The sequence below is a fragment of the Chryseobacterium endalhagicum genome, assembly GCF_016745235.1.
Taxonomy (GTDB): domain Bacteria; phylum Bacteroidota; class Bacteroidia; order Flavobacteriales; family Weeksellaceae; genus Chryseobacterium; species Chryseobacterium endalhagicum.
Genome location: NZ_JAELVM010000002.1, coordinates 423415 through 448890, shown reverse-complemented (window position 1 = coordinate 448890; position 25476 = coordinate 423415). Strand labels below are relative to the sequence as shown.

Below are 25476 nucleotides of genomic sequence, written 5' to 3'. Positions count from 1 at the left end.
CCCCGAAGCATTTGTTTTGGGGTTATTTTTTGGTCTGTTTTTGGTCTGGATCAGCCAAGACAGCACTATTTAAAGCAAATGATCTTCAATAAAATAGTAGGTTATTTTACTTTCCACATCGTTCATTGTAAAATTGATTTCTTTTTCAAAATGATCTCCGTAGAAATTTATAAAAAGAGGTTCCTTTGTTTTCAAACTGGAGACTACATTATATTTTGTTTTGAAAAAGACATCGTAAGAATAGATCAGCTGGCTGGAATCCAGTTTCGTATCGGTAGAAAAATCACTTAATTTTAAATATACCATTCCTGAAAACGGTTTCGTTTCAAGAATATGAAGGACTTTCATGAACGGAATATGGATGTTTTCAGAATCTTTGACTCTGTATTTTTCAATTTCGTTGAGAAAATTATCTTTTAAAGAGGATTCTACGGCGATCTTCAGATCGATTTTTATTTCTGTTTTCCCGCATCCGGTATTGAAAATCCGGATGATAAAATCTTCGGATCCTTTTCCCTGAATAATCTCAATCTCTGCCACATCAAATGACTTTTCCACTGCATATTTTCCATATTTCGGATACAAAATCATATTTTTTACGAGCATAAATAAAACCGCAACGCTTACAAAAGATCCGGCACCTATAGGAATAAACGCCGCCATAAAATAGAGAAAAGAGCCCAGAGTCTCTTTTTCATCATCAAAAAACGGATTATAATCAAACAGGATTATTTTAATTCCAAACCCAAACATGAGTATAGTCAGGATAATAAACAAAACCGTTTCCCATCCTACGGCATGGCCCTGCTTCTGCAAAGGAATATTTTTGTATAAAATATTTTTCTCAACTTCTGTGAATTTCCTGGTCATGGTATTGTTTTTAAATCTGCTTATGTTTGGTATTGGATGGTAAACCTGCTTGCCATAGAAGGATAATGCCTTCGACCATCAATATCATAACAAGATATCCGACCGGCTTTCCTATGATTAACCCTTTTATCAGTTTTACAATGCCCAGCAAAAGAATGAGAATCATAAAGTAAAGGATTATCTTGGAACTGTTTTCTTTAAAAGATTTCAGAATCATTACCGAAGCATAGAAACCCAGCACAAGAATTAAATAAAACTTCAGGAATTCAGGACCTTTGATTGAGATCGGGTTACAGGTCTGCTGGGTAAGAATAAGCCAGATTATGCTTATTATTACCGGGACTGAGTAGAACAATATTTTTTTCATAGTTTTTATTTTTTAACCTCCGCATCCGCCACAACCTCCTCCGCATCCGCCTCCACAGCTGCCACCGCCTCCACAACTGGAGCCGCTGCTGCAGCCTGAGCCTCCATCGGAATTGCTGCTGACATTTTTATCCTGCTCTTTGTTGATATTTCCTCCGAAAATCCATGATATAAAGCCCATGAAGACGAAGAAGCCAATGATCCATGAAATAGTGATGATCACCCCTCCTAAAATCCCTCCTGAGCAGGAATACACCAGAAATAAGAGACAGCCCAGTGCAAGGAATTTAAGTCCCTTTTTCCAGAACGTCAGCTGATCATTTTTCTTTATCCGATCTTTCCAGATATCTTCCGGTGCCTCCTGCTGAAAGATTTCCTTATAATGATGCAAGGTGTCATGATGCCAGTCCTGATGTTTCTTTTTCTCAGAAACGCCTCCTTTTGAAGGATGGTGATGAAGATTTCGTTTTAAGATATTGGGGCAGAATTCTTCCCAGTAGTTCTGGGTGTAAATTAAGTGCATATGCCATACTTTATCTACTGTTTCGCTTGGAGAAGCGCCATTGGGAAGCATACAGCAGAGATAGATAAATTTTTTGTACTCCTGGATCGCTTTTTGGGTAAAATCCAAAGTCCAACGCTCTTCTTTGGCCAGCTTTTTAGAAAAAGGAAAGGCAGCATCTGAAGCATCCAATGAAAAATTCTGAATTCGTTTCCAAAGGATTTCGTCTTTTAATAAGATTGTTGTTTCCATTGTGTTAACTTTTATTTTTCTACTCAAATATCATTTGATTTTAAAATATAAAAGTCTTTCTTAAATCTCATTTGGATGTATAAAAATCTTATATTAGTCTTACAAATTAATGGAATGAAAAAAGAAGATATTCTTCATCTCGAGAAACTGATGAATTTCCTAAGCCAGCACTTTCTGAAGAAGAACCGCTGGGAAGATGTTACAAAGACGGAATGGTCATACATCAGTGCAGAGCTTAATGAACTGATCGGGAATGATTATGCTGAGAAGGGAATAAAAAAAGAACCTGATTTGCTGGGCTCCAATTACCTTTATGAACATCTGATTATCAATAAGCTAAAAAGATTTCATCAGAATGAAAATGCTGTATTGAGCAGGCCCAATCTCGCAAAATTAAGTCAGATTGTCAAAGTTTTAGGCTACTCCAATTATATTGATTTTATTAATTCCAACACGGAATCATTCAATTTCAATGATCTTAGAATAGACATGAATAATGTGAAGCAGAATACAGCTCTTTTAGACCGTTTGGCAGGCTGCTGGTATTCTTATAACAGAAATCTTCCTGAAACTCCGCTTAAGGCCGGGGAAGAGCGTATCTGGCGTTCTGCCATGGAGATCTACAAATCTGAAACCACAGGAGAATATTTCATCGAGCGAAGCGGCGGCGACCATCACAAGTATTTCGGCAAAGTAACAGCGTATTCGGATTATGTATTCATCATTATGAACAGCAATACCTTCATCCGGCAGCGGCATTTTATCTCAAGGATAAAAGATCTCAAGGAAAAGCTTAAAAATCCAGAATATAAGCTCCATGAGGTGCATTTTATAAGTACATGTATCAGTTTTAATCAGGAGCCTATTGCCCTGTTCGAGATTTTCCAGAAAGCAGACCGGAAAACATTTATTTCTGACTCCATCAGCTTCCCGATCGACAGCGATGAGATTCCGAAATCTATTATAAAACAGCTTGAAGACACAGAGTCTAACAGGATAGATTACAGGTAGTTCCGGTTCGAGGTTTTGGAAAGTGATGAGTGATAAATTATGAGTGATGAGTTCCGGGATGCGGGGTGCGATGTTTCGGGTTTTTGAGTTTGAGAGTTTGGGGTGTAAATTTGAAGTTATTAAATGAACGACAAATATATGGTGGCTGAGGCTCCCGAAGTCACCATTGCCAACCCACCTCGTAACTGACTGTCTGAAATCTGACGTCTGATGTCTGACATCTAAAATCTATCTCCCTAGCCCACCAGCCATTCTTTAAAATCCTTCACGCGGTCACGGCTGACTGTGATTTCTTCTTTCGGCTGGAATACCATATCCACTTTGTAATACGGTGATGTATGGATATTGCTGATGTAATCTGAATTGATGATAAACTGTCTGTTTACGCGGAAAAATTTCTTTTCATCCAGAACGTCTTCCAGCTCGTCCAAAGTGAAATCTGAAGGATAAATACGGTCTTCCGTCTGAAGATAAACAATCTTATTTTCACTGAAGAAGCAGCTTATTTCATGTGTCTGTACAATTTTCAGATTGTACCCGATCTTAACCAAAACCCTGGAAAGTGTAGATTTTTCCTTTCTGATCAGTTGCTTGATATCCTCCGAACCCGTCATATTATTGGCAGGTATAAAGGATTTAAATTTTTCAACCGCTCCGGAAAGATCTTCCTCCAGAATAGGTTTTAGAAGATAATCAATGCTGTTCAGCTTAAATGCTTTCAGCGTATACTGGTCAAAAGCAGTGGTATAAATGATGAATCCCTTGGTCGGTATTTTTTCAAAGATATCGAAAGACAGGCCGTCCCCCAGAACAATGTCAGAAAAGATGAGCTGCGGATGTTCATTTTCAGAAAACCAGGCCACACCTTCTTCTACGGATTCAATTTTAGCAACTACCTCTATTTCAGGGAAATTACTCAGCATTCTTTCCAGTTTCCTTGAAGCAGGTTTTTCATCTTCGATAATGACAGTTTTGATCATTGAGTTACAGTTTTAGTCCGGAATAAAAATAGATAAAAAACGGTCAGATTAAAAATCAATATTCTTTTTCCCTTTTCTCATTTCTCTTTCAATAATATCCTTTTCCCATTCTGAATCAAATAGGAACAGTTTTACCGCTTTTATGGTTAAGATGATTCCCCATATCATCAGAATAATGGATCCGTCAAACAATGAGAAATTAATTTTCCCTTCGTCGAAAATATCATCAAAAAATATAATTCCGGCTACGATTCCGAACCACATAAGGTTTTTATAGAATTTCTTAAGTTGGTTCACTCTTTCCTGTGCGCTGTTGTAATCCATGATTAATAAAGTGTTTTTAAGTTATTATAAAGTTTTTGTATTTTTTCTGTCCTCATCCATAAGCTCTCTGATCTTTCTTTCTTCCCATTCTTTTCCGATCCCGAAAACGCTGATCCCATGCGCTACAATTCCTACTCCCCATCCCAGCATAGGCCAGTAAAACCATAGGTGCTGAGGCGATGTGATAAGGTTCAGTACCACTAAAAACGGGATAACCAGGCAGTATGAAGTAAGGTTTCCGTAGAATCCTTTCAACTCTTTTACTCTTCTTGATGCTTTTCTGTAAGCGTGTGCTTCTTTGTTGAATGATGTAGTTTCCATAATTTTTATTTTATAAAGATGAGTTTGTCATTTTGTTGAATCAAAGGTAACTTAGAAATATGCCCTCTTTCAACTTTATATGACCGAACCGTAGATTATGATTGCTGAATGGTAAAAAGTATGGTTTAATGGTTTTTGTTTTTTTGGAGAAACGCTAAGGCTCAAGAAAATCAAAGGCTTTAGCTAAACTTTTAAGGCTGGAAAATTTAACAGCATTCAATTTTATCGCAGATAAAATCCTCGCGCCTTAAAACAGATAGTATTTAGAATAATCTTGCGCCTTTGCGAAGAACCAACAGGTTTTTATTTCCCGCAGATCTCACGGATTTCGCGGATGATTGAGGATATTTTTTTGAAACATTAAGTTTTGTGAAGGAGATAAGGATTGTTAAGACAAAATCTAAAGATTTATTCTAAGCTCTGGTTCTAAAAACGAAGCTCAACTTATTGATCTTAAAAACTTAATATTACTTAATGTTTCAAATATCATCATAACAATCTCTGATTTTTTTAAAACTTAAGTGTACTTCTTATTTACAATCCTTTTAAACTTAAAATAACTAAAGTGTAAAAAACTTTTGTGGCTTTTGTGGTTTTTTTTCACCACGGATTCCACAGATTTTCGCAGATGATTGTACTAGAAAAGGGTTTATAGTAAAGTCTTGTAATCAGTATAAAAATGGGATGAGTTTTTTTGTTTTTTTTCTGTATTCCAGATACTCTGCCCCGAATTGTTCCACAAGAGCCTGTTCCTCAATTTTAATCCGGTACAGAAAAGCTAAGAACGGCGGCAGGAAAGCCAGAAGCAGTGACAGCCAGTTATTGAGATACAGTCCTAATCCTAAGGAGGTTAAAAGGGAAAATGTATAGGACGGATGTCTTACGTATTTGTAAAATCCCTCTTTCTTGATCTTATGATCCTGCTTGATCGTCACATCTACGGTAAAATATTTCCCCAGAGATCTGATGATGATAAATCTGAAAATAATCCCGGTTAAAATAAGAACTTCACCTGCATATAAAATCCAGGTTTCATCAGTCATGGGAAATGTCGTCATATAAGATACTGCTACTGAAGCTGCAATGGAAAACGGGATCGCCATCCATAAAATATTCAGTGTTGATTTATCCTTATCTTTTTTATCTTCTTTTCCGGATTTCAGCATGTTTTTATAGAAGATTTCTGTGAGAAACCAGGCGGCCATTGAGATGAAGAAAAGAATTTGTAAAGAGGTCATATGTTTTGGTTTTTAGTTGTGCTGTCAGGCGAAAATATTTTGGACGGAAGCCATTTTGACTTTTCTATTTTGCTTTTTTGCTTTTCCGCGCCTTCTTCTCCATCAACCTCCTGATCTCTTTTTCCTCCCAATTTTTAATGAAGCTCAGATTCGGTAAAAAAGCGACTATCGCGTGTGCAACCAGCCCAATCCCCCAGAACGTAGCCGTAAAGAAGTTTTTGAACTGAAAATAGCTTTCTCCGGGCTCTAATTCATTATAATTGTAGAGAACAATCATGGCATTCACCGCAACATAAGTAAATAAGTGGGCGTAAAATCCTCTCAGCCGTTCAACCTGCCTTTTGGCCTGCTGGTAGCGGATGTCGTTTTCGTCATAAGTTTCCATTATTTTCTGTTTTTTTGTTTGTCCATTATTTCACGGATCTTTCTCTCTTTCCAGGATTCTCCAACACCGAAAACCTGAAATGCATGGGACGCAACCCCAACTCCCCATCCCAGCATAGGAAAATAGAACCAAAGGTTGTTTGGTGACGTCAGGAGGTTCACAATGATCAAAAACGGGATCACTGTACAGTATGAAATCAGGTTTCCGTAGAAGCTTTTGAGTTCTTTTACCCTTTTTTTAGCATTCTCATAAGACCCGTCGTCGCTATCAGCTTTCACGTTGATACTGCTAGGCTTATCAGATAGGATCGGAACTTTTACTTTAAAATAATCCTCAGATTTTTCAATGAAAACATTCTTTTTGGTCAGTAAAGCATACCGCTGCACAATATTGGCGAGACCTATTCCTGCGCTTTCTTTCATCTGCTCTCTTGCCTGAAGGTTATTTTCAATGCACAGCGTATCCTGATCTGAAAATATTTTAATGACCAGCGGTTTTGAAGAGGTAGCAAAATTGTGCTTGATACAGTTTTCCAGCAAAAGTTGAAGGGACAATGGCACAACATATCGCCTGTAATCTTCTTTTTTTACATCAAAAATAAAATCTACGCTGTCTTCGAATCTTGTTTTTAAAAGATCACAATACGTTTTTGCAAATTCGATCTCATCTTCTACCGTGACCAGCTCTTTATCTTTCTGTTCAAGTACATACCTGTAAATCTTTGACATTGAAGCGGTAAACTTCTGCGCCTGATTAGGATTTTCATCAATCAGAGAACTCAGTACATTTAAAGAATTAAAAAGAAAATGCGGGTCCAGCTGGTTTTTAAGGCTTTCAAACTGGGCATTGGCAGATTTTGCGATCAGCTTCTGCTCCACCACTTCCTTTCTGGATGTTTTTTTCAGCTCCTCCATAAAACTTTTGGCATGGAGAAATGCGGATATCAGAAGAGCAATATTGATCATAAACCAATTGGTGGTTCCGTATTCCTTGGAAAAAAAAGTTTCGGCGGTTGCCACTTTCTGGATCACTACATAATTCATATAGTTACAGAAATAAACCAGGATAAAATTCCCGATAATAATAGATACAACGCTTAAAACAGCTCTTATTCCTCTGGTTTCGGACCAGGGAAACTTCTTGTTGAGAAAGTCGTTGATCAGGGCATTTCCGAAGCCGAGAACAAAGGAATACATGGTAGAGATCATCAGCGTGATCAGAAAATTATGGAAGTTCTTCTCTTTTGTAAAAAACAAAAAGAAAAACAGTGCCGTTCCCAGCGATACCCAGAGTAAAATTATAAATCCCTTACGTTTCATGATCAGATTTCTTGGCTCAAAATTAGTTTTTATTAAAGGTATCGAAAATTATTTTTTACTGAGAGGCTGATTTTCCTTCCCGAATGGAATAAAAAAACCTTCCGGCTAAGGAAGGTTGATGTTTCTTGTTATTTTGCCGGCATACTCATGAAATATTCCGCTTCCGCTCTTCCCCAGTTCGGGTCTAAAGCTGATTTCGGTTTGTAATTATCAAACTTTTTAACCGCCTCTTTGAACATTTCCAGGCCTTTGGTTTTACTTCCGCCATACTGTTCAGGGGTAAAATAAATATCTTCCGCTTTGATCAGTGCCACTCTCGGATTAGATGGATCCAGTTTTTCGGCAATAGCCATTTCTTCTGTAGCCTTAGCTCCGTCTGTCATATAACGCTGAGCCGGATTGACCATCATTCTTAAAGAAGCTGCCATTTTTCTCAGTAAGTGAATCTCTGCATTGTCCGCTCCCGCAAGATTTTGAGCCGAAGCCAGATATTTGTCCGCTTCTCCGGCAATTTCATCCAGAGCCTGCATATTTCCGTTTCTCATCATGAGTCTCCCTTTCTGAATCTGAGAGAATGCAGCGTAGTACGGAGGAAGCCACTTTGAACTTTCTTTGCTCCCGATTCTCTGGAAATCATTGGCCAGAGTCTGGAATTCTTCCGGGGTTTTACATGTTTCCGTTTTTGCGATCTTTTCGGTCATTACTTTTTCGTAATCTGCCTGTGCGAAAGCTGTTAAGCTCATAAAAGCTAAAGCAAAACTTAATAGGTATTTTTTCATTATATCAATTTTTTGAAGTTAGTTTATTATCGGTTCGAAGTTATATATTTTGGAACAATCCTCTGTTATTTTTATAAATTATTGTTGATGGCATCCTGGGTCCTGTCTACTCCAAAGCTGATGAAGGCTCCCACAAATACAAAGGTATTGACCGGTGGAACGACTGATGAGCTTCTCGTTCCATCCATTGAGAAATTGTAGCCGTAGACATTTTTAGATCCTAACACATTGGAAATGCTGAGAACAAGAACGGTAAACGCTTTCGCATCTTTCTTTCCAAGGTTCGGAAGGTAATTGAAACTGATATTTAAGGCATTATAATCTTTCAGCGTTCCTTCATTTCTGATGTAATTGATCACCCTGCTGTTCTCCGTTTTCGTGGCAATATCGTAGTAAGGACGTCCTTTTGCATAGGTGTAGGATAAGTTGACCCCAAGTTTCCATTCCGGAATAAATCTTTTGGCCACGGCAGAAAGGGTATGTGCAGATGCAAAATTCGGCTTCAGGCTTACAGGATAATTGGTAAAATCTCTTTTGGAATCAAGAAATGAATAGCTGATCCAGTAATCTATATTTTCAAAGGTCTTTTTATCTCTCCAGAAAAGCTCCAACCCTTTGGCGTATCCATAACCGCTGTTGTTCAAAGCAGTCTGTATCTGCTGATTCTGCTGATTATCCGGCGTGATATTGAATGTCTTAATCAACTGGTCATATTTTTTATAAAAGGCTTCAAAACGCAGGCTTCTTCCTTCTGATGCTCTTTGAACCTGAAAAATATAATGCTGCGATTTCTGAAAATCCAGATCTGCCGGTCCATTGATGTATCTGCTTTCAGGATTCTGATAAAACAATCCGTACGCCAGAGAAGAGGTCCAGTCTTTGGCCAGACGGTAAGCCAGTGCAAAACGCGGGGCGATATTGCTTTTTCCTAAAAAGGATGAGTGCTCTGCCCTTACCCCTACTTTTGCAGACAATGCATTACTGAAACCCAGATCTGTTTCTGCAAACACTGAAGAAATCAGGTCTTGATAATTCTTTTGTACTTCTGTAAAATTCAGTTTTTCATTGGTGTTATTCAGTTCAAAACCGGCTCTTACCGCACTTATTTTATTTATCTTCCGCTCTAAAACAGCTTTAAAATTAATATAATTCCCTTCCGTTAAAAGCTGGGATGGATCTGACTCTTTATCATTGACTTCTTTCGAAAAATTAAGATCGGATCTGTTGTAGGAATAAGAAGTTCCGGCATTCAGCAGGTATTTCCCGAATTTCTGTTTAAAAGAGAGATTATGGTAGGTATTTTTCCCTTTCAGTCTTATCAGTGCAAAATCATATTCCGGTTCCAGGCTTTCCGTTTTTACCCCCATTTTGTTGGAGTCATACATTCCGTAATATTTGAAAAATCCGCCTGATTTTGTTTTAATTCTAAAGTTAAAATCACCGTTTAAACCCTGCGGAGCATCAATAAAATCCGTATTAAAATTAAAAACATTCTGCATAAGGCTCAGCAGTGAATAGCCCAAAGTAGCCCCAAAAGAGTGATTTTTGTCTTCTCCCAGTTTCTGAAATCCGGCACTCAAAAAGATGGGTGAAATTCCAAAATCATAAGAACTCTGGTCCGGAAGATCCACGCTTTCCAACATCAGTGCCCCTGAAAGCGCCTGACCATACAAAGCAGAATATCCTCCGCTTGAAAAAATATTTCCTTTGAAAAGAGATGTGTTGAAGCGGTCTCTTCCTGCAATTCCCGGAACTGAGTTCGAGAAATAGTTGTTAATTAAGCTTCCATCCATAAAAATCTTGGCTTCCGTTCCTGTTCCTCCCCGGATGAAAAGACCTTCCGACTCTCCTACTTTCTGAACGCCGGGAAGATAATTTAAGGCTGAAGAGATCTGTCCGTCTGCGCCTGCTGTGGTGTAAATATCAATTGGCGTTAACAAAGCTGTAGCTCTTTTCTTATCACTTGCCTCTATGGAACCTGCAGAAACGACTACCGCATCGATCTCGCTGATCTGTTCTTTAAGTTCTGCGTTGATATTAATATTCTGATTGTCAATAACAATTGCTTTTTCTACATCCTGATATTTCGGATGGGTAAAGGTCAGGATATGGTTTCCTTTCTCTGATGTTTCAAAAGAGAAGTTTCCCTGTGCATCGGTTGTTGCGCCATCATAAGTGTCTTTTAAGGTGACATTGATTTCGTTGATGCCTTTGCTTTTAAAAGTGACTTTTCCTGAGATCTTTACCTGCGAATATCCTGCAATAAAGGTCAAAAAAGAGATCAGTAATAAAAGCTTTTTTCCTTGTGTTTTCATGGGGTTAATTTTCGGATCAAAAATAATACGGAATATGCCTTTCTTTAAAATAAATTTTACTGAAAGGCATACTTTGGCTGCTGAATGGGGAAATTAATGAACCGGGATACAGAAATCCACGATCATTTTACCTTCCGGATGTTCTTTAAAATTGGAATGATAGATTTCAAACGGGAATGCTTTTCTCATGGAATAATGGTGTTCATTCATCCATAAAAACAGGGATACCCAGCATTGTTCAAAGTCCTGAAGGGTCACTTCTCCTCTTCCCGCGATAAACTTTCCGGCATCAATGGTTTCTGAGAAAATCAACCCATTTTGCCCATTAAGCTTTTCATCCAGAAGCATGCACGCATGGATTCTGACCTTATCAGGCGGTGTTACTTTAAAGCTGTCATGATAGACGGAGATCATTTTGACGTTTTGTGCTGGAAATAATTGTTTCTTTTCTGCCCATTCTATCAGGAGATTATAAGAAGGCTCCACTTGAGCAAGACCGAGGCTCATTACTGCTGCAAGATTCATTTCCGGCAGTTCTTTTACTTCAATTTTTAAATTCATTTTTGTCCAGTTTAACAGGTTTTCTACATGGCAAATGTACTGGCTGAAAACGGTATCCGTTTGTCCGTTCTTGCGGTCTATCTGTAAAATCCTGTGAAAGGTTTCCGGAGCAGAATTCCTGAAGGCAGAAGGCGGCATTCCATAGTATTTTTTAAAGGTTTTGCTGAAAACGGAATGATTAGAGAACCCAAGATCCAGATAAATCTCTTTGATCTCCATTTCTTTCTTTACAGCCAGGTAAAAGGCACTTTTTTCAATTTTCTTCCTGATGATATAGTTCTGGAGGGTTTCGCGGGTAATGAGCTTAAAAATCCTGTGAAAATGGAAGGGAGAATACATGGCTATTTCTGAAATATTTTCCAGGGAAAGATCCGCATCAAGGTGATGATCAATATATCTGATTGCTTTTATGATTCTTTTTTTATGTTCTTCCATTTTTAATGAATGATAATCGGTAAAGGTATCAAGATCCGCTATATTTCACTTGTCATATGTTGCTGTTTTGGAAAAAAGGATTGAAATCATAAAGTCTTTCGGAAAATGTTTTATAAATTTATCGTAAATATCACTTTAAATCATTTAAAAATGAAAGGACAAACATTAGCATTACTGGCGGGTTGTGCATTTTTAGCAGCTTCGTGCTGCACTACAAAAACGTACTCTGTTAACGCTAAGAGTGGAACGCAAACGGGCGGAACGGCAAAGTTCACCCAGAAAGGAGACGAGGTCGTTATGAAACTTGAGGTAACGAATCTTACTCCCGGTATCCATGCTGTACATATCCATGAAAAAGGAGACTGTTCTGCCGCGGATGGAACTTCTACAGGCGGACACTGGAATCCTGCGAAAGACGACCACGGAAAATGGGGCGCGGAGCACTTCCATATGGGAGATATAGGAAACCTTACTGCTGATGCAGGCGGAAAAGCTGTACTGACTTTCAAAACCACGAAATGGTGTCTTAGCTGTACAGATGAATCTAAAAATATTATCGGAAAAGGTCTTATTGTACATGCCGCAGCCGATGATTTCCATACCCAGCCGACCGGAAATGCCGGAGGAAGAGTGGGATGTGTGGAGATAAAATAAAGGAACGTTCACAACAATTTTACATAAAAAAGGAGCCGCATTCGGCTCCTTTTTTCTTTTTTAATGTAATTCTGCTTCTAAATTTTTTCCTTCCAGCTTTACACTGAACTTAAGATCTGCATCCAGAGCATCAAATATTTTTAATACCGTAGCGATTGTCGCATTCGTTATGTTATTTTCGATTTTGGAGATCTGAGCTTTTTGTACTCCAACCAATTCTCCCAGTTCAAGCTGGGTAAGTTTTCTTTCTTTCCGTGCAGCTTTTATGAGATGTCCCAATACATCCATTCTAAGTTCATATTCGTATTGTTGTCTCTCTTCACTTTCTTCTTTGCCGATGTAACGATCTTTTATATCAGCCAGAGTATATTTTTTGGTTTCTCTCTTTGCCATAACTATTTCAGATATTTTTCTCTTGTTTTTTCTGCTTTTTCCAATTCTTTCTTTGGGACTTTACTGTCTTTTTTAATAAATGCATGGGTAGCAATTACTATGGTATTTTCGTTATTCCTTTTATCCCAAAATGCCAGTAATCTGTATTGATTTCCTGAATATTTTGTTCTGAATTCCCAGATCTCTCCACTCAGTTTTTTAAAGAGCCGCGGATCATTCGTCTGTTCAGCCAAATCAATATTGTAAATTATTTTTCTTACTGATTTTTTATCGAGGCTGTCCAGAAAATCCATGACCTCTTCTAAAAAAATGGTCTCAAAATATCTCATTGTGTTTTTCCCAAATATACAAATAAGTTTCCAAATATGGAAACTTATTTGTATATTCTCTTCGTTGACTGAAATAAAAAAACCGCTGATTTTCATCAGCGGTTTTTTGTTTTATGATTTTGTTCCCATATCGGAAACGATATTCATGGCTTCCTGCAGGTATGGATCTTTTTTAAGGTTTTTGATCCACATTTCGGATTTTTTCTTGAAAGCTTCGTCTTTTTTCTCTCTTTCAAGCTCACTTGGATACATCATGAACTTAAGACCGTTCTCAAATTTGGTTAAAGCTTTGAACTTCTCGATCTGAGTTTTTCTCTGCTTCATCAGTTCATTGAATTTATTGATGTTAAGCGTAATGCTTTCCTCTTTATCCAGTTTTTCTCTCCATTGTGCAGATTCCAGAAGAAGCTGATAATTGCTGTTTTTAGACATTCTGTCGGCACTTGCTTTTTCAAGCGCCTGAATGTTGAAATAATTCAGTTTCTCGAATTTTGTCCCTGGAATCTTGTCCCAAGCCAATGCAAAATCATCATATCGTTCTCCTACTTCTGCATAGGTAAAGAAGTCTTTCATCTGAATATCTGAAACAATCCCTTTTCTCTGAGTAGATTCACCGGTTACCCTGTAGAACTTCTGAATCGTCAGTTTTAAAGATCCGAAATCATCTTCTGTATTTAAGAATCTGTTCAGGTCTACAAAAGTCTGTACGGTTCCTTTTCCGAAAGACTGCGGAGAACCAATGATCATTGCTCTTCCATAATCCTGCATTACACCCGCAAGGATCTCAGACGCTGATGCCGAAAGCTCGTTCTGCATAATCACCAACGGACCAGTCCAGATAGGGGTTTCATTTTTATTTTTTAAGGTCTGGATTTTTCCGTTTCCGTCTTTCACCTGTACGTAAGGTCCGGCATCCATGAAAAGTCCCATGATATCCCCAACTTCCGTCAGCGATCCTCCTCCGTTATTTCTTAGATCTAAAACGATTCCTTCAATATTCTGTTCTTTAAGCTTAATGATTTCTGCTTTAATATCATCAGAAGCATTTCTTCCTTTAGCATTCTCAAAATCAGCGTTGAAGCTTGGAAGGTTGATAAATCCGTATTTCTTTCCATTCGGGGAGTTCACTACGATACTTCTTGCAAAAGTATCTTCAATAGCTACTTCTTCACGGATCATCGTTACGTCTTTAATGGTTCCGTCTTTTTTCTGAACCGTTAATGTTACCGGAGTTCCTTTTTCACCTCTGATCAGTCTTACGGCTTCATCAGAAAGCATTCCTACCACATTTACAGCGTCATCTTTAGGCTTGGATTTTACTTTTAAAATTTTATCTCCTTCACTCAGCTGCTTAGATTTCCATGCCGGAGCACCTATCGTAAGAGCCCCCAGATAAAGGTTTCCTTTTTTCTCCTGAATGATCGCTCCGATACCGATTACTTTTCCTGTAAACTGGGTATCAAAATCTTCCTTATCCTTTGGAGAATAATAGTTGGTATGCGGATCGAATACTTCTGTATAGGCATTCATATAAACCGTAAACCAATCCATTTTCTTTCTCTTTTTGAATCGGGTAAAGGTATCTTTTACAAGGTCTTTCACTTCATCAGTGGCTTTCTTAACCTTCTGATCCTGAGTAAGCACCTGAAGTTTAATAGTATCCTTTAATTTGTATTTCTGAACAGAATCTTTCTTCTCTTTTTGAGCTTCTTCTTTGCTGTTCATGGATTCTATTTCCTGCAGAATGTAGTATTTAATGTATTTTCTCCATTCATTGTACTGTTCCTGCTTATTCAGAGGCGCTTTTTTCAGCTTAGGTTCAAAAACATAGGTTTCATCTTCCTGAAGATTGATAGGCTTGCTGAAAATATCCTGGGTAATTTTATCGATCTCATCTACCCTTTGATAAAGCCTGTCAATGGTTGTTTTATAAAATATAAGATCTCCCTGGCTGATGTAGTCATCAAGCTTTGTTTCATGCTTGCTGAATTCGTCCATATCAGACTGGAGAAAGTATCTTTTAGCCGGATCCACCAGTTCAAAATAGTGCTTGTAAACATCCTTTGAATAGGCATCATTGATAGGTTTCGGGCTGTAATGTAAATAAGAAAGTGTATTCTTTACGCTCACCATGATCGTCTGCATCTTTTCGTCATCATTCTTTGGCGAGTTGAAACAAAACATTAGACTTGTCAATGGAATTAGGAGTAAAAATTTATTCAGTTTGAAATTTTTCCACATAAACTGTCTTTATTTATTGATTTTTTTTAAATATATACTACAATTAGTAGCAGCAAATAATTCGCTGTTACAAACTATCAAATTTAATACCTTATTTACAATTATCGACTAGTTTTAAATGTTTTTTACTAAAAGCAGCCGGACGTGGTATCATTGATTTATTAAAATTCTAAATACCTAATTAATAATCAAATGGTTACTCATCCTTTAAGCCAACGCAAAAGAGCATTATTTTAAATAACTCCACGATCTGTTATTTTATATTTTTCCACCACTGTTTGAAAACCTGCGTGCTGTCGTCCAGATTAACCACTTCTCCGATCATCGGGGTAGCCAGTCTGTAATTTTTATCCTGGGAATATCTGGTAATTTCTTTCAAAGGTTCGTCCCATGGATGTTTTCCGAGTGTGAATTTGGAATGATGTACCGGAAGCAGATTTTTGGCTTTCAGTTCTGCAGTAGCCTTTGCCACTTCTTCGGGCAGCTCGTGTACAGATTGCCATGCTTTGTTGTACTGGCCGCATTCCATAATTGCCCAGTCAATCGGCGGATGCTTTTCAGCAATCTCTTTAAAACGGCTGCTGTACCCGCCGTCTCCGCTGTAATACACATTCATTCCCGGCGACTGTATGTAAAATGAAAGCCACAAAGCCTGAGAACCTTTAAATCCTCTTCCACTCTCATGATGGGTATTTTCTGCAAAGATCGTGAAGCCCGGTTTCACATCTACCTGCTCTCCCCAGTCTTTTTCAATAATCTGTTGTCCGGTATAGCCCCATTTTTCGTAATGGGCTCCGGCACCCAGACCGCAGACCACATATTTTACCTTTGGCTGCAAAGCTTTTGCGGTTTCATAATCCAGATGATCATAATGATCGTGGGAAAGCAGCATATAATCGATCTCCGGCATGTCTTCAACAGAGTAAATATCTGTTCCTTTGTAGGCATCCGGTTTTCCGGGAAGTGGAAAAATCCGTCCGCTGAAGACCGGATCTACCAGAATCCGGACTCCATTAACCTGTAAAAAGAAGGATGAATGCCCAAACCAGACGATCACATTTCTGTCCCTTGAAATAGCTTTCAGGTCAGTTTTTACCGATGGCAGTACATCCACCGGTTCTGTTCTTGGAAATTTTTTGGTAATGGCTTCCCAGATTTCTCCCGTGAAGCTGTAACCTTCCGACAGCGTTGGTTTTTCTACAAGATTTCTGAATTTTCCGTCTTTATAATGAGCAGATTTTTTTATCCTTTCTAATCTTTCTCCTTCCGGTAAAGCCCCGAACTGAGGCTGTTTCATATAAAAATAAGTAACGACTGCCAATACTGCCATTATGCATAAAAGAAAGACTATTACTCCTTTTGTTATCCTTTTAAATCTTTTCATCAGGTTTATGTTTTACTTCCAATATTTCTGGTAAGTTTTTGATAGGATTAAATATATTTATTTTTCAGTAGGATTAATGACGGTTAACTCAACGCGATTACTTTTTTTATTGATAAAATTCTCCATGTTTTTGTTGGCATTTAAATTTGTGCAAAGCCACAAAATCCGAACCTGCGGTGAAAAGTATAAATTCTTTATTATTCTGTGTTTTCATTTTTTTAATTTAATGATACAAATTTCTGCAATGAAATGATATTATACATTGTTGCAAAGTCCAATTTGATTTGCTGAAAAGTTCTTATCATTCAGAAAATTACAGAATTTCCAAAAGGATATTCAGGCCCAACTTATATTTTTTGAATTGCATTTATCTTCAAAACTTTTTAGCTAAATTTGAGGTGTGGAAACTTTTTCTTCATTGTCCGGATAGACAAAAGAGGAGTTTTCAAACGGCAATTGAAGCCAAAATACCTTTTAAAATTAAACTTTTTATGGAAAGACCGCTTATTCTGGTAACTAATGACGATGGGATCACAGCACCTGGTATCAGAAACCTTATACAATTTATGAACGAAATAGGAGATGTTATCGTCGTTGCACCCAACTCTCCCCAAAGTGGAAAAGGCCACGCCATTACCATTAATTCTACCTTAAGCTACGAAGAAGTAACGCTTGACGGCCCGCAAACGGATTTTTCATGCAGCGGAACGCCTGTAGACTGTGTAAAGATGGCTCTGGATAAGATCCTGACAAGAAGACCCGATATTGTGGTTTCCGGGATCAATCATGGGGCGAATTCTTCGATCAATGTGATTTACTCCGGGACTATGTCTGCAGCTGTAGAAGCGGGTGTGGAAGGCATTCCTGCGATTGGATTTTCACTGCTGGATTTCAGCTGGGAGGCAGATTTCACCCAGGCAAAGGAACACATTCAGAATATTGTAAGAAGAACCCTTGAAAACCCTATGCCTAAAGGAATTGTACTGAACGTCAATATTCCTAAACTTACCACAGGGGAAATAAAAGGCATAAAAGTCTGCAAACAGGCCAATGCAAAATGGGAAGAAAGCTTTGACGAAAGAGTGAATCCGCACGGAAAAAAATACTACTGGCTGACGGGATATTTCAACAATATGGATGAATCTGAAGATGCTGATGAAACGGCACTGGCCAACGGATATATTTCCATTGTTCCTGTAAAGTTCGATCTTACCGCTTACGAATACATGAAAACCCTGGAGGAAGTAATGAATTTTGACTGATGTACGAAAAGCTAGACAATCCTGTTTATCATTCACTTAATGAATATCATGAAAAGTTCTGCTTCAATTTTGGGGACACGAAATTTTATAACCCTGAAGTCGCCTCTTTTGGCGGTGCGGCAGAGCTTTCCACAGAAAAAGCCATCACAGAATACGCTAAAATCTGCAATGACTTTCTGATTTTCGGTGCAAAACCTGATCTGGGAGATTTTAAAACGGACCTATCCAGGCTAGTGTGCGATCAGTATGTTCTGGAAACCCCTGTTCAGATTGATCTTACAGAGGAAATTGTGGAGCTGAAAGAAGAAAATCAGAAAGAGCTTATGGCATTTGTAATGAAGTTCTATCCGTATTATTTTAAGGCCAGAACTCCTGAGCTGGGGCGTTATTTCGGGATTTTTAAAGACGGAAAATTAGCAGCAGTTACAGGGGAAAGAATGCAGATGAATGATATGACGGAGGTAAGCGCTGTGATCACGGATACGGATCATCTTGGAAAAGGCCTGGCCAAACAGCTGGTGGCTTTTGTTTCCGGGAAGATCTTTGAGGACGGGAAAACACCTTTCCTTCATGTGGCGGAAAGCAATACCGGGGCTAAAATACTGTATGAAAAGCTCGGCTTTATGCATAGAGGAAAAATAAATTTATGGGGCGTGAAAAGTTGATTTTTCCGCCTTTTTCATTTTATATTTTGATTCTTTTCTTTTTAACCACTGATTACACAGATTTTCACGGATGATTGCGTATATTTTTTTGAAACATTAAGAACTATGAAGGAGGTAAGGATAGTTAAGAGAAAATCTAAAGATTTTTTTAGCCCTAATCCTTAAAAGCGAAGCTCTGCTTAATGATCTTAAAAACTTCAATGCTCTTAATGTTTCAAATCATATCATAAAATCTCTGATTTTTTTTAAATTTAGGTGTACTTCTTTATTCTCAATACTTTAAACTTAAAAATAATTAAAGTGTTTAAAAACTTTTGTGCCTTTTGTGGTTTTGTATTTTCTTTTAACCACAGATTTCGCAGATTTTCACAGATGATTGCGTATATTTTTTGAAACATTAAGAGTTATGAAGGAGGTAAGGATAGTTAAGAGAAAATCTAAAGATTTTTTTAGCCCTAATCCTTAAAAGCGAAGCTCTGCTTAATGATCTTAAAAACTTCAATGCTCTTAATGTTTCAAAAAAAATTAAAATCTGAGGCATCTGTGGAGAAATAATGCGGTAAATTTCAGATTTTGGCTAAAGCCTTTTTCATGCTGTTAAAATTTTAAACGGGCTAAAGCCCGTTCCTACTGAATAATAATGCAAAAAAATTATGCAAACATCTGTACTATATGAAAAATCGGTGGGAAATAAGGAGTATAAAACCACAGATTTTCACAGATGATTATGTTTTATTGTATGATTTATAGTGGTAGAAATTTGTAAGAAATGTGAGCTATTTATTCTGAATCCTCCCGGAACTTCCCTCTCCCCGCTTCCCTCTTCCAAACCCTTTTCAACCTCCAGGTTAAAAAATCTATAAAACCTTCCGTTTTCGTTTTTCCCTTGAAACTTTTCCCTACATTTATTCTTATTAATTTTTTCCAGATTATGAGAATAGAATATGATATAAAGCTTGGATTCAAGGATGTAATGTTCCGTCCCAAACGTTCTACATTAAAATCCCGTTCGGAAGTAAATCTCGAAAGAGAATTCACATTCAGGCATACCAAAAAGAAATGGAGCGGTGTTCCCTTGATCGCAGCCAATATGGATACGGTAGGAACTTTTGAAATGGCGGTAGAACTGGCCAAAGACAAGATCATTACGGCAGTTCACAAACATTATACTCCTGATGAATGGAGCCGGTTTCTGGACAGCCAGCCTGAAAGCATCTATCAATATATCGCTTTAAGTACAGGTACCGGGAAAGCTGATGAGGAAAAACTCAGACTGATCCTCGAAAAGCACCCAAAAATTGAGTTTCTCTGCATAGATGTAGCGAATGGTTATTCTGAGCATTTCGTTGGATTTGTGAAGAAAGCAAGGGCCAATTTCCCGGATAAGATCATCATGGCAGGGAATGTAGTGACCGGAGAAATGGTGGAAGAACTCCTTCTTGTAGGTGCAGATATTATCAAAGTAGGCATCGGGCCCGGGTCTGTATGTACAACCAGGGTAAAAACGGGTGTCGGATATCCTCAGCTTTCAGCTATTATTGAATGCTCTGATGCTGCACACGGTTTAGGCGGCCACATTATTGCGGACGGAGGCTGTAAGGTTCCCGGAGATGTCGCTAAAGCTTTTGGCGGAGGCGCAGATTTCGTGATGCTGGGCGGTATGTTTGCCGGACATGATGAAAGTGGCGGCGAAATGATTGAAGAAAACGGTAAAAAATACCGGCTGTTTTATGGTATGAGCTCAAAAACAGCGATGGATAAGCATTCCGGAGGAGTGGCAGAATACCGTGCTTCAGAAGGAAAAACCGTAAAGGCGGCTTACAAAGGACCTGTTTCAGATACCGTGAAAGATATTTTGGGAGGCGTACGTTCTACGTGTACGTATGTAGGGGCTTCCAAACTGAAAGAACTATCTAAGAGAACTACTTTCATCAGGGTTCAGGAGCAGGAAAACCAGATTTTCAAAGACTAAAGAATTGAAGCTCACGCTGATTTTGCAGATTGGGCAGATTTTTTTGAACTTTATAAAAAGCCTGCTGTACAGCTATTGTACAGCAGGCTTTGATTTATAGAACTTATTTTTGAACCATTAAGAGCATTGAAGTTTTTAAGATTATTAAACTGAGTTTTGATTTAAGAACCAAAGCCTTAAAAATCAGAATGATTGATCTCAACTTTACTTCATTACTTAAATTCTTCTGGTTTAAAAATAACAAAGATCTTTAATAAGTTTATCTTAAGTCAGCATTCCGCCGTCTACGTTCAGGGTTTGTCCTGTAATGTAAGAGGCCATCTCGCTTCCCAGGAATATGCAGGCATTGGCAACATCACTGGTTTGCCCTGCTCTCTTCATAGGAATTCTGTCTCTCCATGCCTGAAGTGTTTTTTCATCCAGATCGGCAGTCATTTCAGTTTCAGTGAATCCTGGTGCAATAGCGTTACATCTGATATTTCTTGATCCTAATTCCAGTGCGATAGATTTTGTGAATCCGATCACTCCGGCCTTGGAAGCTGCGTAATTGGACTGTCCGGGGTTCCCGCTGATTCCCACTACAGAGGTCATATTGATAATAGATCCTGATTTAGCTTTCATCATCGGCTTGATCACCGCTTTGGTAAGGTTAAATACAGAATCCAGATTGATTCTCATTACCTGATCCCAGTCTTCTTTGGTCATTCTCAACAGCAGGTTGTCTCTTGTGATTCCCGCATTGTTGATCAGAATATCAATTTTTCCGAACTCTGCCATTACATCATCAATTAACTTTTGAGCTGCGTCATAATCTGATGCATCAGACTGATATCCTTTGATCTGGGTTACAGAACTTAAAGCCGCTTCCAATGCCTGAGCTTTTTCTACAGAGCCGGCATAGGTAAATGCTACTTTTGCACCCTGTTCAGCGTACATTTCAGCGATTTTCTTTCCGATTCCTCTTGTAGCTCCGGTAATAAGTGCTACTTTTCCTTCTAATAGTTTCATCATATCTCTTGATAATTATATTCTTAGTAAATACTTCCGTCTTTTAAAAAACGGCAATTTAGCATATTTAATTTTATACTAATTAAGCAGTCCGCAAAGATATTATAAATTGTTATTCAATGCATTCCAAATCATTAAATTAGTTAAACTTTTTCTCTGTTTTTTATCATATTCTAAAGACGGCTGCCCTTATTCCTGAATCTCGTAAAGTAAAGAATATCAGTTTTTTTGTCCTTATCCAGTCTCAGAACTTCCTTCTGCCAGAAATATTTATCATAAATAATATCTTTCAGAGGTTCATTCTGAAAATTTGAAACGCCATACCTGTCCTGTTTCTTTACTACAATTTCATTTTCCGAGTTCTCAAATGCAATAATATCATCATAGATAAAAGGAACAATCTCCTTCCCTTTCTCATCCATTATTCCGTACAGATTACTGCTGTTTCTGCACACCACAGGTTTGGAATACAGATTGAAAATATTGAAGAAATGCGGCTCCTGTTCTTTGATGGAAACAATATCCTTCATCACCGAAACAGATCCGTCCGTTACGGAAAACGTGTAATAATTCTCCTGTTTTTTTATAATCAGCTGATCGGGATAAAAAGCGATGATCTGTGTGTTCTCCTCCAGAATATTCTTCAGGCCTTTATCCAGAAATTTTTCCTCTTTCTCATTTTTAAGATAAATAAAATCCTTCCCTGAAATGCTGAAATTCTGAATAAAATCATATTCCTGGGGAACAATAATTTCTCCCTGAAGATTTACAATACCGCTTTTCTTTGATTTGTCACTGTAAACGCTGAAAAGATCATTAAATAAAGGCGTTAAATATTTAAAACTGTTCGGATAAAGCTTGCCGTCTTTTTTGTTAAAAATAGTTGCCTTTCCTTTTTTTCTGAGATAAACGTATTCTTTAGCGCCAAAATATTCCGGTGCGGCATCATCAAAAATCTCCTCAGCAAGAAGGTTTTCATTAGTATCAACGAGCCCGTATTTGCCGGTTATTTTATTTTTCGTGATGAGATATGGATAAGAAGCTAAACTGTAGATCTGGGTTGAAAATTTATGCAGTGTCTGCCCGTCTTTCCCAATGATTTCACTCTGATGATCTTCATTGATGATCAAAGCCCTGCCATTCTCAAACGGATAATCTTCTTTAAATTCCCTCGTACTGACTTTTTTTCCATCCAGATCATATAAACTCCAGACTTTATCATTCAACACAAAAAAACGGTTTTTTCCCGCAAAATGAATCTGATCCGAATAAGGAATAATCTCCTTTCCATTATAGTCATAAACCGCTTCTTTCCCTTCTTTTGAAGAGATGATCCGCTCTTCACTCAGCCATGGAGTATTAAAACTCTGGTTCTCAAAAGGAAGCACCTGATTCCCTTTCTCATCAATGATGGCAGATTTGGTTTTGGATGGAGATTCCCTGGAAGTGAGAATGAACCGGTTTTTGAAAATATGCGAAATGCTGCCGGCAGATTCAAACGTAATATTGCCCAGTGAATCTACAATACTTCCTTTATTGCTTTTGGAATCGTAGGCTGTTCCGTATCCTTCTGAATAGGAATGAACATTCATGCCTGTCTTTTTCGACAGAAGAATCTTGGTATATTGGTTGGTCTGGGCCATACACACTGATGAACACAGTGCGAAAACTAGATTTCTCAATGAATTTTAAATAGAATTATTTACGATAAGAACAATTTCTCCCTTTAAAGTCTTGCTTTTGGAAAATTCAATTAATTCGTTGATAGTCCCGCGCTTGGTTTCTTCAAATTTTTTGGAAATTTCCCTGCTCAGGCTGGCTTTGGTTTCTTCCCCGAAGAATTCCTTGATCTGCTCCAATGTAGTATTGATCTTATGCGGACTTTCGTACAAAACAATGGTTTTTTTCTCTTCTGCCAGCTGTTTCAGCTTTGTCTGTCTTCCTTTTTTCTGCGGAAGGAATCCTGCAAACAGAAACTCGTTATTGGGAAGCCCGGAAACTACAAGTGCCGGAATTAAGGCCGTTGCCCCGGGAAGGCAGATCATTTCGATGTTGTTATCAGATCCTGCTTTGGCTAAAAGATAGCCGGGATCTGAAATTCCGGGAGTTCCTGCATCGGTAATGATGGCAATATTCTGCCCGTTTTTAAGATCACCGATCACTTTTTCAGTGGCTTGGTGCTCGTTGTGAAGGTGATAGGATTTTAAGGGTTTTGAGATCTCGTAATGCTTCAAAAGTATTCCTGAAGTCCTCGTGTCTTCACATAAAATATAATCAACTTCCTTAAGGACTTTAATGGCCCTGAAGGTCATATCTTCTAAGTTCCCGACCGGTGTGGGAACAAAATATAAGATTCCGCTCAAAATTATAAAAATTTATTTTCTACCAATATCCAGAGTCTCTGGGCATATTCATCTACTTTACTCCACTTTCTTTCATAATAAAGATCGCTGAGATATTCTTTGGCTTCTTCCAGATTTCTGAATCCGTTCAGTCGGGAAACCGTCTCGTTAAGATCGGACTGGCTTCCTCCAAACAGCATTTTTGAAAAGGCTATCCTGTCATTAAGATCCAGCCTGAACTCAGGTTTTACCTTATCAGCCTCCATGAAGTTGGTAGGGATGTTTGTTTTCAGAATGCTTCCCGTTTCTTCTTTTACTTCAGAAGCAGGCTTTTCCTTAGGGATCTCTCTTTCCAGAGGATCATCATCAAAAAGGGTCTGCACAGCCTTCAATCCTTTGATATTGGCCAGTTTTATTTTTTTCTCCTGCTGGTAAGCATCCAGATCTTCAAAGCTTTCATCGGAAGCAGGCTTTTCTTTTTCTGTCTCGGGAAGAGGTTTGTCTATTTCCACGATTTTTCTTCTGTCGTGTACTTCAGCAAGGATTGTTTCTTTTTCTTCCGAAGGAAAATCGTGTTTTATTTCGCTTAGGATGCTTTCCACATTGGATGTTTCGGTAAGCATTTCTCCCTGCTCTATCGCAGCATTGGATACTACAAACTGTTCTTCGTTTTCCTCAATCAGGATTTCATCTTCCAGCATTTCCGTATCAAAAATACTTGGAATTCTTTCCGTCTGTTCTTTTACCGGAGACTCAGGTTCTTTGCTTTCAAGATCAGTTACAGCATAGTCTGTTTCATGTGAAACCTTGTCTTCATCTTCATCAATTTCATTGAGTTGGTTATTAAAAACAGCTTCTTCTTCGGTTACTTCATCAACGAATAAATCTTCATTAAGATCTTCATCGTTATCCGGCTCGGCATCGGCAAGAATTCTTTCTTCATCTACGAAGCTTAATACTTTTTCAGCAGGATTGAAAGATTCATTCTCATCAATTTCATTCAGCTGGTTATTGAAAACCACTTCTTCTTCGGTAACGTTATCCAACGCCTGTGCCTGAACACTTTTATCCTGATCCTGACCAAAGTTTTCTTCGGCAAAGCTTACTATATTTTCATGGAATTCATTTTCCACGATCTCATCAAGCTGATGGTTGAATTTTTCCTCCTCCTCTACTGATGTTGCAGCAAAATTTTCACCTTCATTTTCATCGATCTCATTAAACTCATTATTGAAGATCGCTTCTTCTTCCGTTACTTCATGATGCGATTCATGCCCGTCGTCCGAACTTAGGGAAACAAACTGATTTTCTGAATTCTGCGGCGAATGATCCGTCACAAAATACTCTATATTTTTCTCCAGAAGCCTTAAAAAAGAGATCCTGTTCGCAAGCTCATCTACAAGATCCTGCTTGGAAAGTAATTCGTCTACATTGTTTATTTTCTCCAAAATATCGATGATATTTTTGGATTCAAAAAAAATTTTTTCCTTTAAATCTTGGATGTTCTGCATAATAAGAATCTTATTAAAATTGCTTACTTTTGATCTTAAAAATATACGGCTAATTTA

The 25476-nt window shown here is 38.1% G+C and carries 25 protein-coding genes; 5 read left to right on the top strand and 20 right to left on the bottom strand.

Annotated features, from left to right (window positions below; translation table 11 throughout):
• Nucleotides 1–69: 69 nt before the first annotated feature.
• The 3 genes from JET18_RS12310 to JET18_RS12300 are packed head-to-tail and all read right to left on the bottom strand — an operon-like array spanning nt 70 to nt 1990.
• Nucleotides 70–870, bottom strand: a complete 801-nt coding sequence (locus JET18_RS12310; protein ID WP_202091422.1) for a hypothetical protein — start codon at nt 868–870, stop codon at nt 70–72.
• Nucleotides 871–880: 10 nt separating this feature from the next.
• Nucleotides 881–1237 carry a DUF2207 domain-containing protein gene (locus JET18_RS12305; protein ID WP_202091420.1) on the bottom strand — a complete coding sequence of 119 codons (357 nt, stop codon included), beginning with the start codon at nt 1235–1237 and terminating at the stop codon, nt 881–883.
• A gap of 12 nt (nt 1238–1249) precedes the next feature.
• Nucleotides 1250–1990, bottom strand: coding sequence for a glycine-rich domain-containing protein (locus tag JET18_RS12300; protein ID WP_202091417.1), 741 nt, complete (start codon nt 1988–1990; stop codon nt 1250–1252).
• Between the two features lie 114 nt (nt 1991–2104).
• Between JET18_RS12300 and JET18_RS12295 the strand changes: the two genes are divergently transcribed.
• Complete coding sequence (locus tag JET18_RS12295; RefSeq protein WP_202091415.1) at nt 2105–3001, top strand: hypothetical protein; 897 nt, start codon at nt 2105–2107, stop codon at nt 2999–3001.
• 236 nt (nt 3002–3237) lie between these two features.
• Here JET18_RS12295 and JET18_RS12290 read toward each other — a convergent pair whose 3' ends face one another.
• From JET18_RS12290 to JET18_RS12250, 9 genes are all read right to left on the bottom strand, one after another.
• Nucleotides 3238–3981, bottom strand: a complete 744-nt coding sequence (locus JET18_RS12290) for a LytR/AlgR family response regulator transcription factor (protein WP_202091413.1) — start codon at nt 3979–3981, stop codon at nt 3238–3240.
• 48 nt (nt 3982–4029) lie between these two features.
• A complete protein-coding gene (locus JET18_RS12285) occupies nt 4030–4305 on the bottom strand; it encodes a 2TM domain-containing protein (RefSeq protein WP_202091411.1) in 276 nt (91 codons plus the stop codon).
• Nucleotides 4306–4329: 24 nt separating this feature from the next.
• Nucleotides 4330–4626: a 2TM domain-containing protein gene (locus JET18_RS12280; protein ID WP_202091409.1), complete on the bottom strand. Its 297-nt coding sequence runs from the start codon at nt 4624–4626 to the stop codon at nt 4330–4332.
• A gap of 668 nt (nt 4627–5294) precedes the next feature.
• Nucleotides 5295–5864 carry a methyltransferase family protein gene (locus JET18_RS12275; protein WP_202091407.1) on the bottom strand — a complete coding sequence of 190 codons (570 nt, stop codon included), beginning with the start codon at nt 5862–5864 and terminating at the stop codon, nt 5295–5297.
• 64 nt (nt 5865–5928) lie between these two features.
• Nucleotides 5929–6249, bottom strand: coding sequence for a 2TM domain-containing protein (locus JET18_RS12270; RefSeq protein ID WP_202091405.1), 321 nt, complete (start codon nt 6247–6249; stop codon nt 5929–5931).
• A complete protein-coding gene (locus JET18_RS12265) occupies nt 6249–7568 on the bottom strand; it encodes a 2TM domain-containing protein (RefSeq protein WP_202091403.1) in 1320 nt (439 codons plus the stop codon). The genes JET18_RS12270 and JET18_RS12265 overlap by 1 nt, the downstream gene beginning before the upstream one ends.
• Before the next feature lie 128 nt (nt 7569–7696).
• A complete protein-coding gene (locus JET18_RS12260; RefSeq protein WP_202091400.1) occupies nt 7697–8347 on the bottom strand; it encodes a hypothetical protein in 651 nt (216 codons plus the stop codon).
• A gap of 71 nt (nt 8348–8418) precedes the next feature.
• Entirely contained in the window at nt 8419–10662 is a 2244-nt protein-coding gene (locus JET18_RS12255; protein WP_202091399.1) for a TonB-dependent receptor, read from the bottom strand.
• A 93-nt stretch (nt 10663–10755) separates the two neighbouring features.
• On the bottom strand, nt 10756–11658 hold the full coding sequence (locus tag JET18_RS12250; protein ID WP_202091397.1) for an AraC family transcriptional regulator: 903 nt from the start codon (nt 11656–11658) through the stop codon (nt 10756–10758).
• 150 nt (nt 11659–11808) lie between these two features.
• Between JET18_RS12250 and JET18_RS12245 the strand changes: the two genes are divergently transcribed.
• Nucleotides 11809–12312 (top strand): superoxide dismutase family protein, encoded by a 504-nt coding sequence (locus JET18_RS12245; RefSeq protein ID WP_202091395.1) that lies wholly within the window; start codon nt 11809–11811, stop codon nt 12310–12312.
• 60 nt (nt 12313–12372) lie between these two features.
• On the opposite strand, the gene JET18_RS12240 is transcribed toward JET18_RS12245, so the two are convergent.
• From JET18_RS12240 to JET18_RS12225, 4 genes are all read right to left on the bottom strand, one after another.
• The gene (locus JET18_RS12240; protein ID WP_202091393.1) at nt 12373–12705 is read right to left on the bottom strand and encodes a helix-turn-helix domain-containing protein; all 333 of its coding nucleotides are present in this window, start codon (nt 12703–12705) and stop codon (nt 12373–12375) included.
• Between the two features lie 2 nt (nt 12706–12707).
• Nucleotides 12708–13034: a type II toxin-antitoxin system RelE/ParE family toxin gene (locus JET18_RS12235; protein ID WP_202091391.1), complete on the bottom strand. Its 327-nt coding sequence runs from the start codon at nt 13032–13034 to the stop codon at nt 12708–12710.
• 111 nt (nt 13035–13145) lie between these two features.
• Complete coding sequence (locus JET18_RS12230; RefSeq protein ID WP_202091390.1) at nt 13146–15275, bottom strand: carboxy terminal-processing peptidase; 2130 nt, start codon at nt 15273–15275, stop codon at nt 13146–13148.
• Nucleotides 15276–15528: 253 nt separating this feature from the next.
• Nucleotides 15529–16659: an MBL fold metallo-hydrolase gene (locus JET18_RS12225; RefSeq protein WP_202091389.1), complete on the bottom strand. Its 1131-nt coding sequence runs from the start codon at nt 16657–16659 to the stop codon at nt 15529–15531.
• Nucleotides 16660–17150: 491 nt separating this feature from the next.
• Here JET18_RS12225 and surE point away from each other — a divergent pair, with 491 nt between their 5' ends.
• The 3 genes from surE (at nt 17151) to JET18_RS12210 (ending at nt 20558) form a co-directional block, all read left to right on the top strand.
• On the top strand, nt 17151–17921 hold the full coding sequence (gene surE / locus JET18_RS12220) for a 5'/3'-nucleotidase SurE (RefSeq protein ID WP_202091388.1): 771 nt from the start codon (nt 17151–17153) through the stop codon (nt 17919–17921).
• Nucleotides 17921–18586, top strand: a complete 666-nt coding sequence (locus tag JET18_RS12215; RefSeq protein ID WP_202091387.1) for a GNAT family N-acetyltransferase — start codon at nt 17921–17923, stop codon at nt 18584–18586. The genes surE and JET18_RS12215 overlap by 1 nt, the downstream gene beginning before the upstream one ends.
• 931 nt (nt 18587–19517) lie before the next feature.
• Nucleotides 19518–20558 (top strand): GMP reductase, encoded by a 1041-nt coding sequence (locus JET18_RS12210; RefSeq protein ID WP_202091386.1) that lies wholly within the window; start codon nt 19518–19520, stop codon nt 20556–20558.
• A gap of 264 nt (nt 20559–20822) precedes the next feature.
• Here JET18_RS12210 and fabG read toward each other — a convergent pair whose 3' ends face one another.
• The 4 genes from fabG to JET18_RS12190 all read right to left on the bottom strand — a co-directional run bounded on the left by fabG (nt 20823) and on the right by JET18_RS12190 (nt 25419).
• On the bottom strand, nt 20823–21566 hold the full coding sequence (gene fabG, locus JET18_RS12205; protein ID WP_202092562.1) for a 3-oxoacyl-[acyl-carrier-protein] reductase: 744 nt from the start codon (nt 21564–21566) through the stop codon (nt 20823–20825).
• A gap of 173 nt (nt 21567–21739) precedes the next feature.
• Nucleotides 21740–23248, bottom strand: coding sequence for a WG repeat-containing protein (locus tag JET18_RS12200; protein ID WP_202091385.1), 1509 nt, complete (start codon nt 23246–23248; stop codon nt 21740–21742).
• A gap of 6 nt (nt 23249–23254) precedes the next feature.
• Nucleotides 23255–23929 carry a 16S rRNA (cytidine(1402)-2'-O)-methyltransferase gene (gene rsmI, locus JET18_RS12195; RefSeq protein WP_202091383.1) on the bottom strand — a complete coding sequence of 225 codons (675 nt, stop codon included), beginning with the start codon at nt 23927–23929 and terminating at the stop codon, nt 23255–23257.
• A 2-nt stretch (nt 23930–23931) separates the two neighbouring features.
• Nucleotides 23932–25419 carry a hypothetical protein gene (locus JET18_RS12190; RefSeq protein ID WP_202091381.1) on the bottom strand — a complete coding sequence of 496 codons (1488 nt, stop codon included), beginning with the start codon at nt 25417–25419 and terminating at the stop codon, nt 23932–23934.
• Between the last annotated feature and the right edge of the window lie 57 nt (nt 25420–25476).

Excerpts from the sequence above, each read along its gene's own strand:
- JET18_RS12310 (WP_202091422.1), bottom strand. The coding sequence starts at position 870 with ATGACCAGGAAATTCACAGAAGTTGAGAAAAATATTTTATACAAAAAT.
- JET18_RS12305 (WP_202091420.1), bottom strand. The coding sequence starts at position 1,237 with ATGAAAAAAATATTGTTCTACTCAGTCCCGGTAATAATAAGCATAATC.
- JET18_RS12300 (WP_202091417.1), bottom strand. The coding sequence starts at position 1,990 with ATGGAAACAACAATCTTATTAAAAGACGAAATCCTTTGGAAACGAATT.
- JET18_RS12295 (WP_202091415.1), top strand. The coding sequence starts at position 2,105 with ATGAAAAAAGAAGATATTCTTCATCTCGAGAAACTGATGAATTTCCTA.
- JET18_RS12290 (WP_202091413.1), bottom strand. The coding sequence starts at position 3,981 with ATGATCAAAACTGTCATTATCGAAGATGAAAAACCTGCTTCAAGGAAA.
- JET18_RS12285 (WP_202091411.1), bottom strand. The coding sequence starts at position 4,305 with ATGGATTACAACAGCGCACAGGAAAGAGTGAACCAACTTAAGAAATTC.
- JET18_RS12280 (WP_202091409.1), bottom strand. The coding sequence starts at position 4,626 with ATGGAAACTACATCATTCAACAAAGAAGCACACGCTTACAGAAAAGCA.
- JET18_RS12275 (WP_202091407.1), bottom strand. The coding sequence starts at position 5,864 with ATGACCTCTTTACAAATTCTTTTCTTCATCTCAATGGCCGCCTGGTTT.
- JET18_RS12270 (WP_202091405.1), bottom strand. The coding sequence starts at position 6,249 with ATGGAAACTTATGACGAAAACGACATCCGCTACCAGCAGGCCAAAAGG.
- JET18_RS12265 (WP_202091403.1), bottom strand. The coding sequence starts at position 7,568 with ATGAAACGTAAGGGATTTATAATTTTACTCTGGGTATCGCTGGGAACG.
- JET18_RS12260 (WP_202091400.1), bottom strand. The coding sequence starts at position 8,347 with ATGAAAAAATACCTATTAAGTTTTGCTTTAGCTTTTATGAGCTTAACA.
- JET18_RS12255 (WP_202091399.1), bottom strand. The coding sequence starts at position 10,662 with ATGAAAACACAAGGAAAAAAGCTTTTATTACTGATCTCTTTTTTGACC.
- JET18_RS12250 (WP_202091397.1), bottom strand. The coding sequence starts at position 11,658 with ATGGAAGAACATAAAAAAAGAATCATAAAAGCAATCAGATATATTGAT.
- JET18_RS12245 (WP_202091395.1), top strand. The coding sequence starts at position 11,809 with ATGAAAGGACAAACATTAGCATTACTGGCGGGTTGTGCATTTTTAGCA.
- JET18_RS12240 (WP_202091393.1), bottom strand. The coding sequence starts at position 12,705 with ATGGCAAAGAGAGAAACCAAAAAATATACTCTGGCTGATATAAAAGAT.
- JET18_RS12235 (WP_202091391.1), bottom strand. The coding sequence starts at position 13,034 with ATGAGATATTTTGAGACCATTTTTTTAGAAGAGGTCATGGATTTTCTG.
- JET18_RS12230 (WP_202091390.1), bottom strand. The coding sequence starts at position 15,275 with ATGTGGAAAAATTTCAAACTGAATAAATTTTTACTCCTAATTCCATTG.
- JET18_RS12225 (WP_202091389.1), bottom strand. The coding sequence starts at position 16,659 with ATGAAAAGATTTAAAAGGATAACAAAAGGAGTAATAGTCTTTCTTTTA.
- surE (WP_202091388.1), top strand. The coding sequence starts at position 17,151 with ATGGAAAGACCGCTTATTCTGGTAACTAATGACGATGGGATCACAGCA.
- JET18_RS12215 (WP_202091387.1), top strand. The coding sequence starts at position 17,921 with ATGTACGAAAAGCTAGACAATCCTGTTTATCATTCACTTAATGAATAT.
- JET18_RS12210 (WP_202091386.1), top strand. The coding sequence starts at position 19,518 with ATGAGAATAGAATATGATATAAAGCTTGGATTCAAGGATGTAATGTTC.
- fabG (WP_202092562.1), bottom strand. The coding sequence starts at position 21,566 with ATGAAACTATTAGAAGGAAAAGTAGCACTTATTACCGGAGCTACAAGA.
- JET18_RS12190 (WP_202091381.1), bottom strand. The coding sequence starts at position 25,419 with ATGCAGAACATCCAAGATTTAAAGGAAAAAATTTTTTTTGAATCCAAA.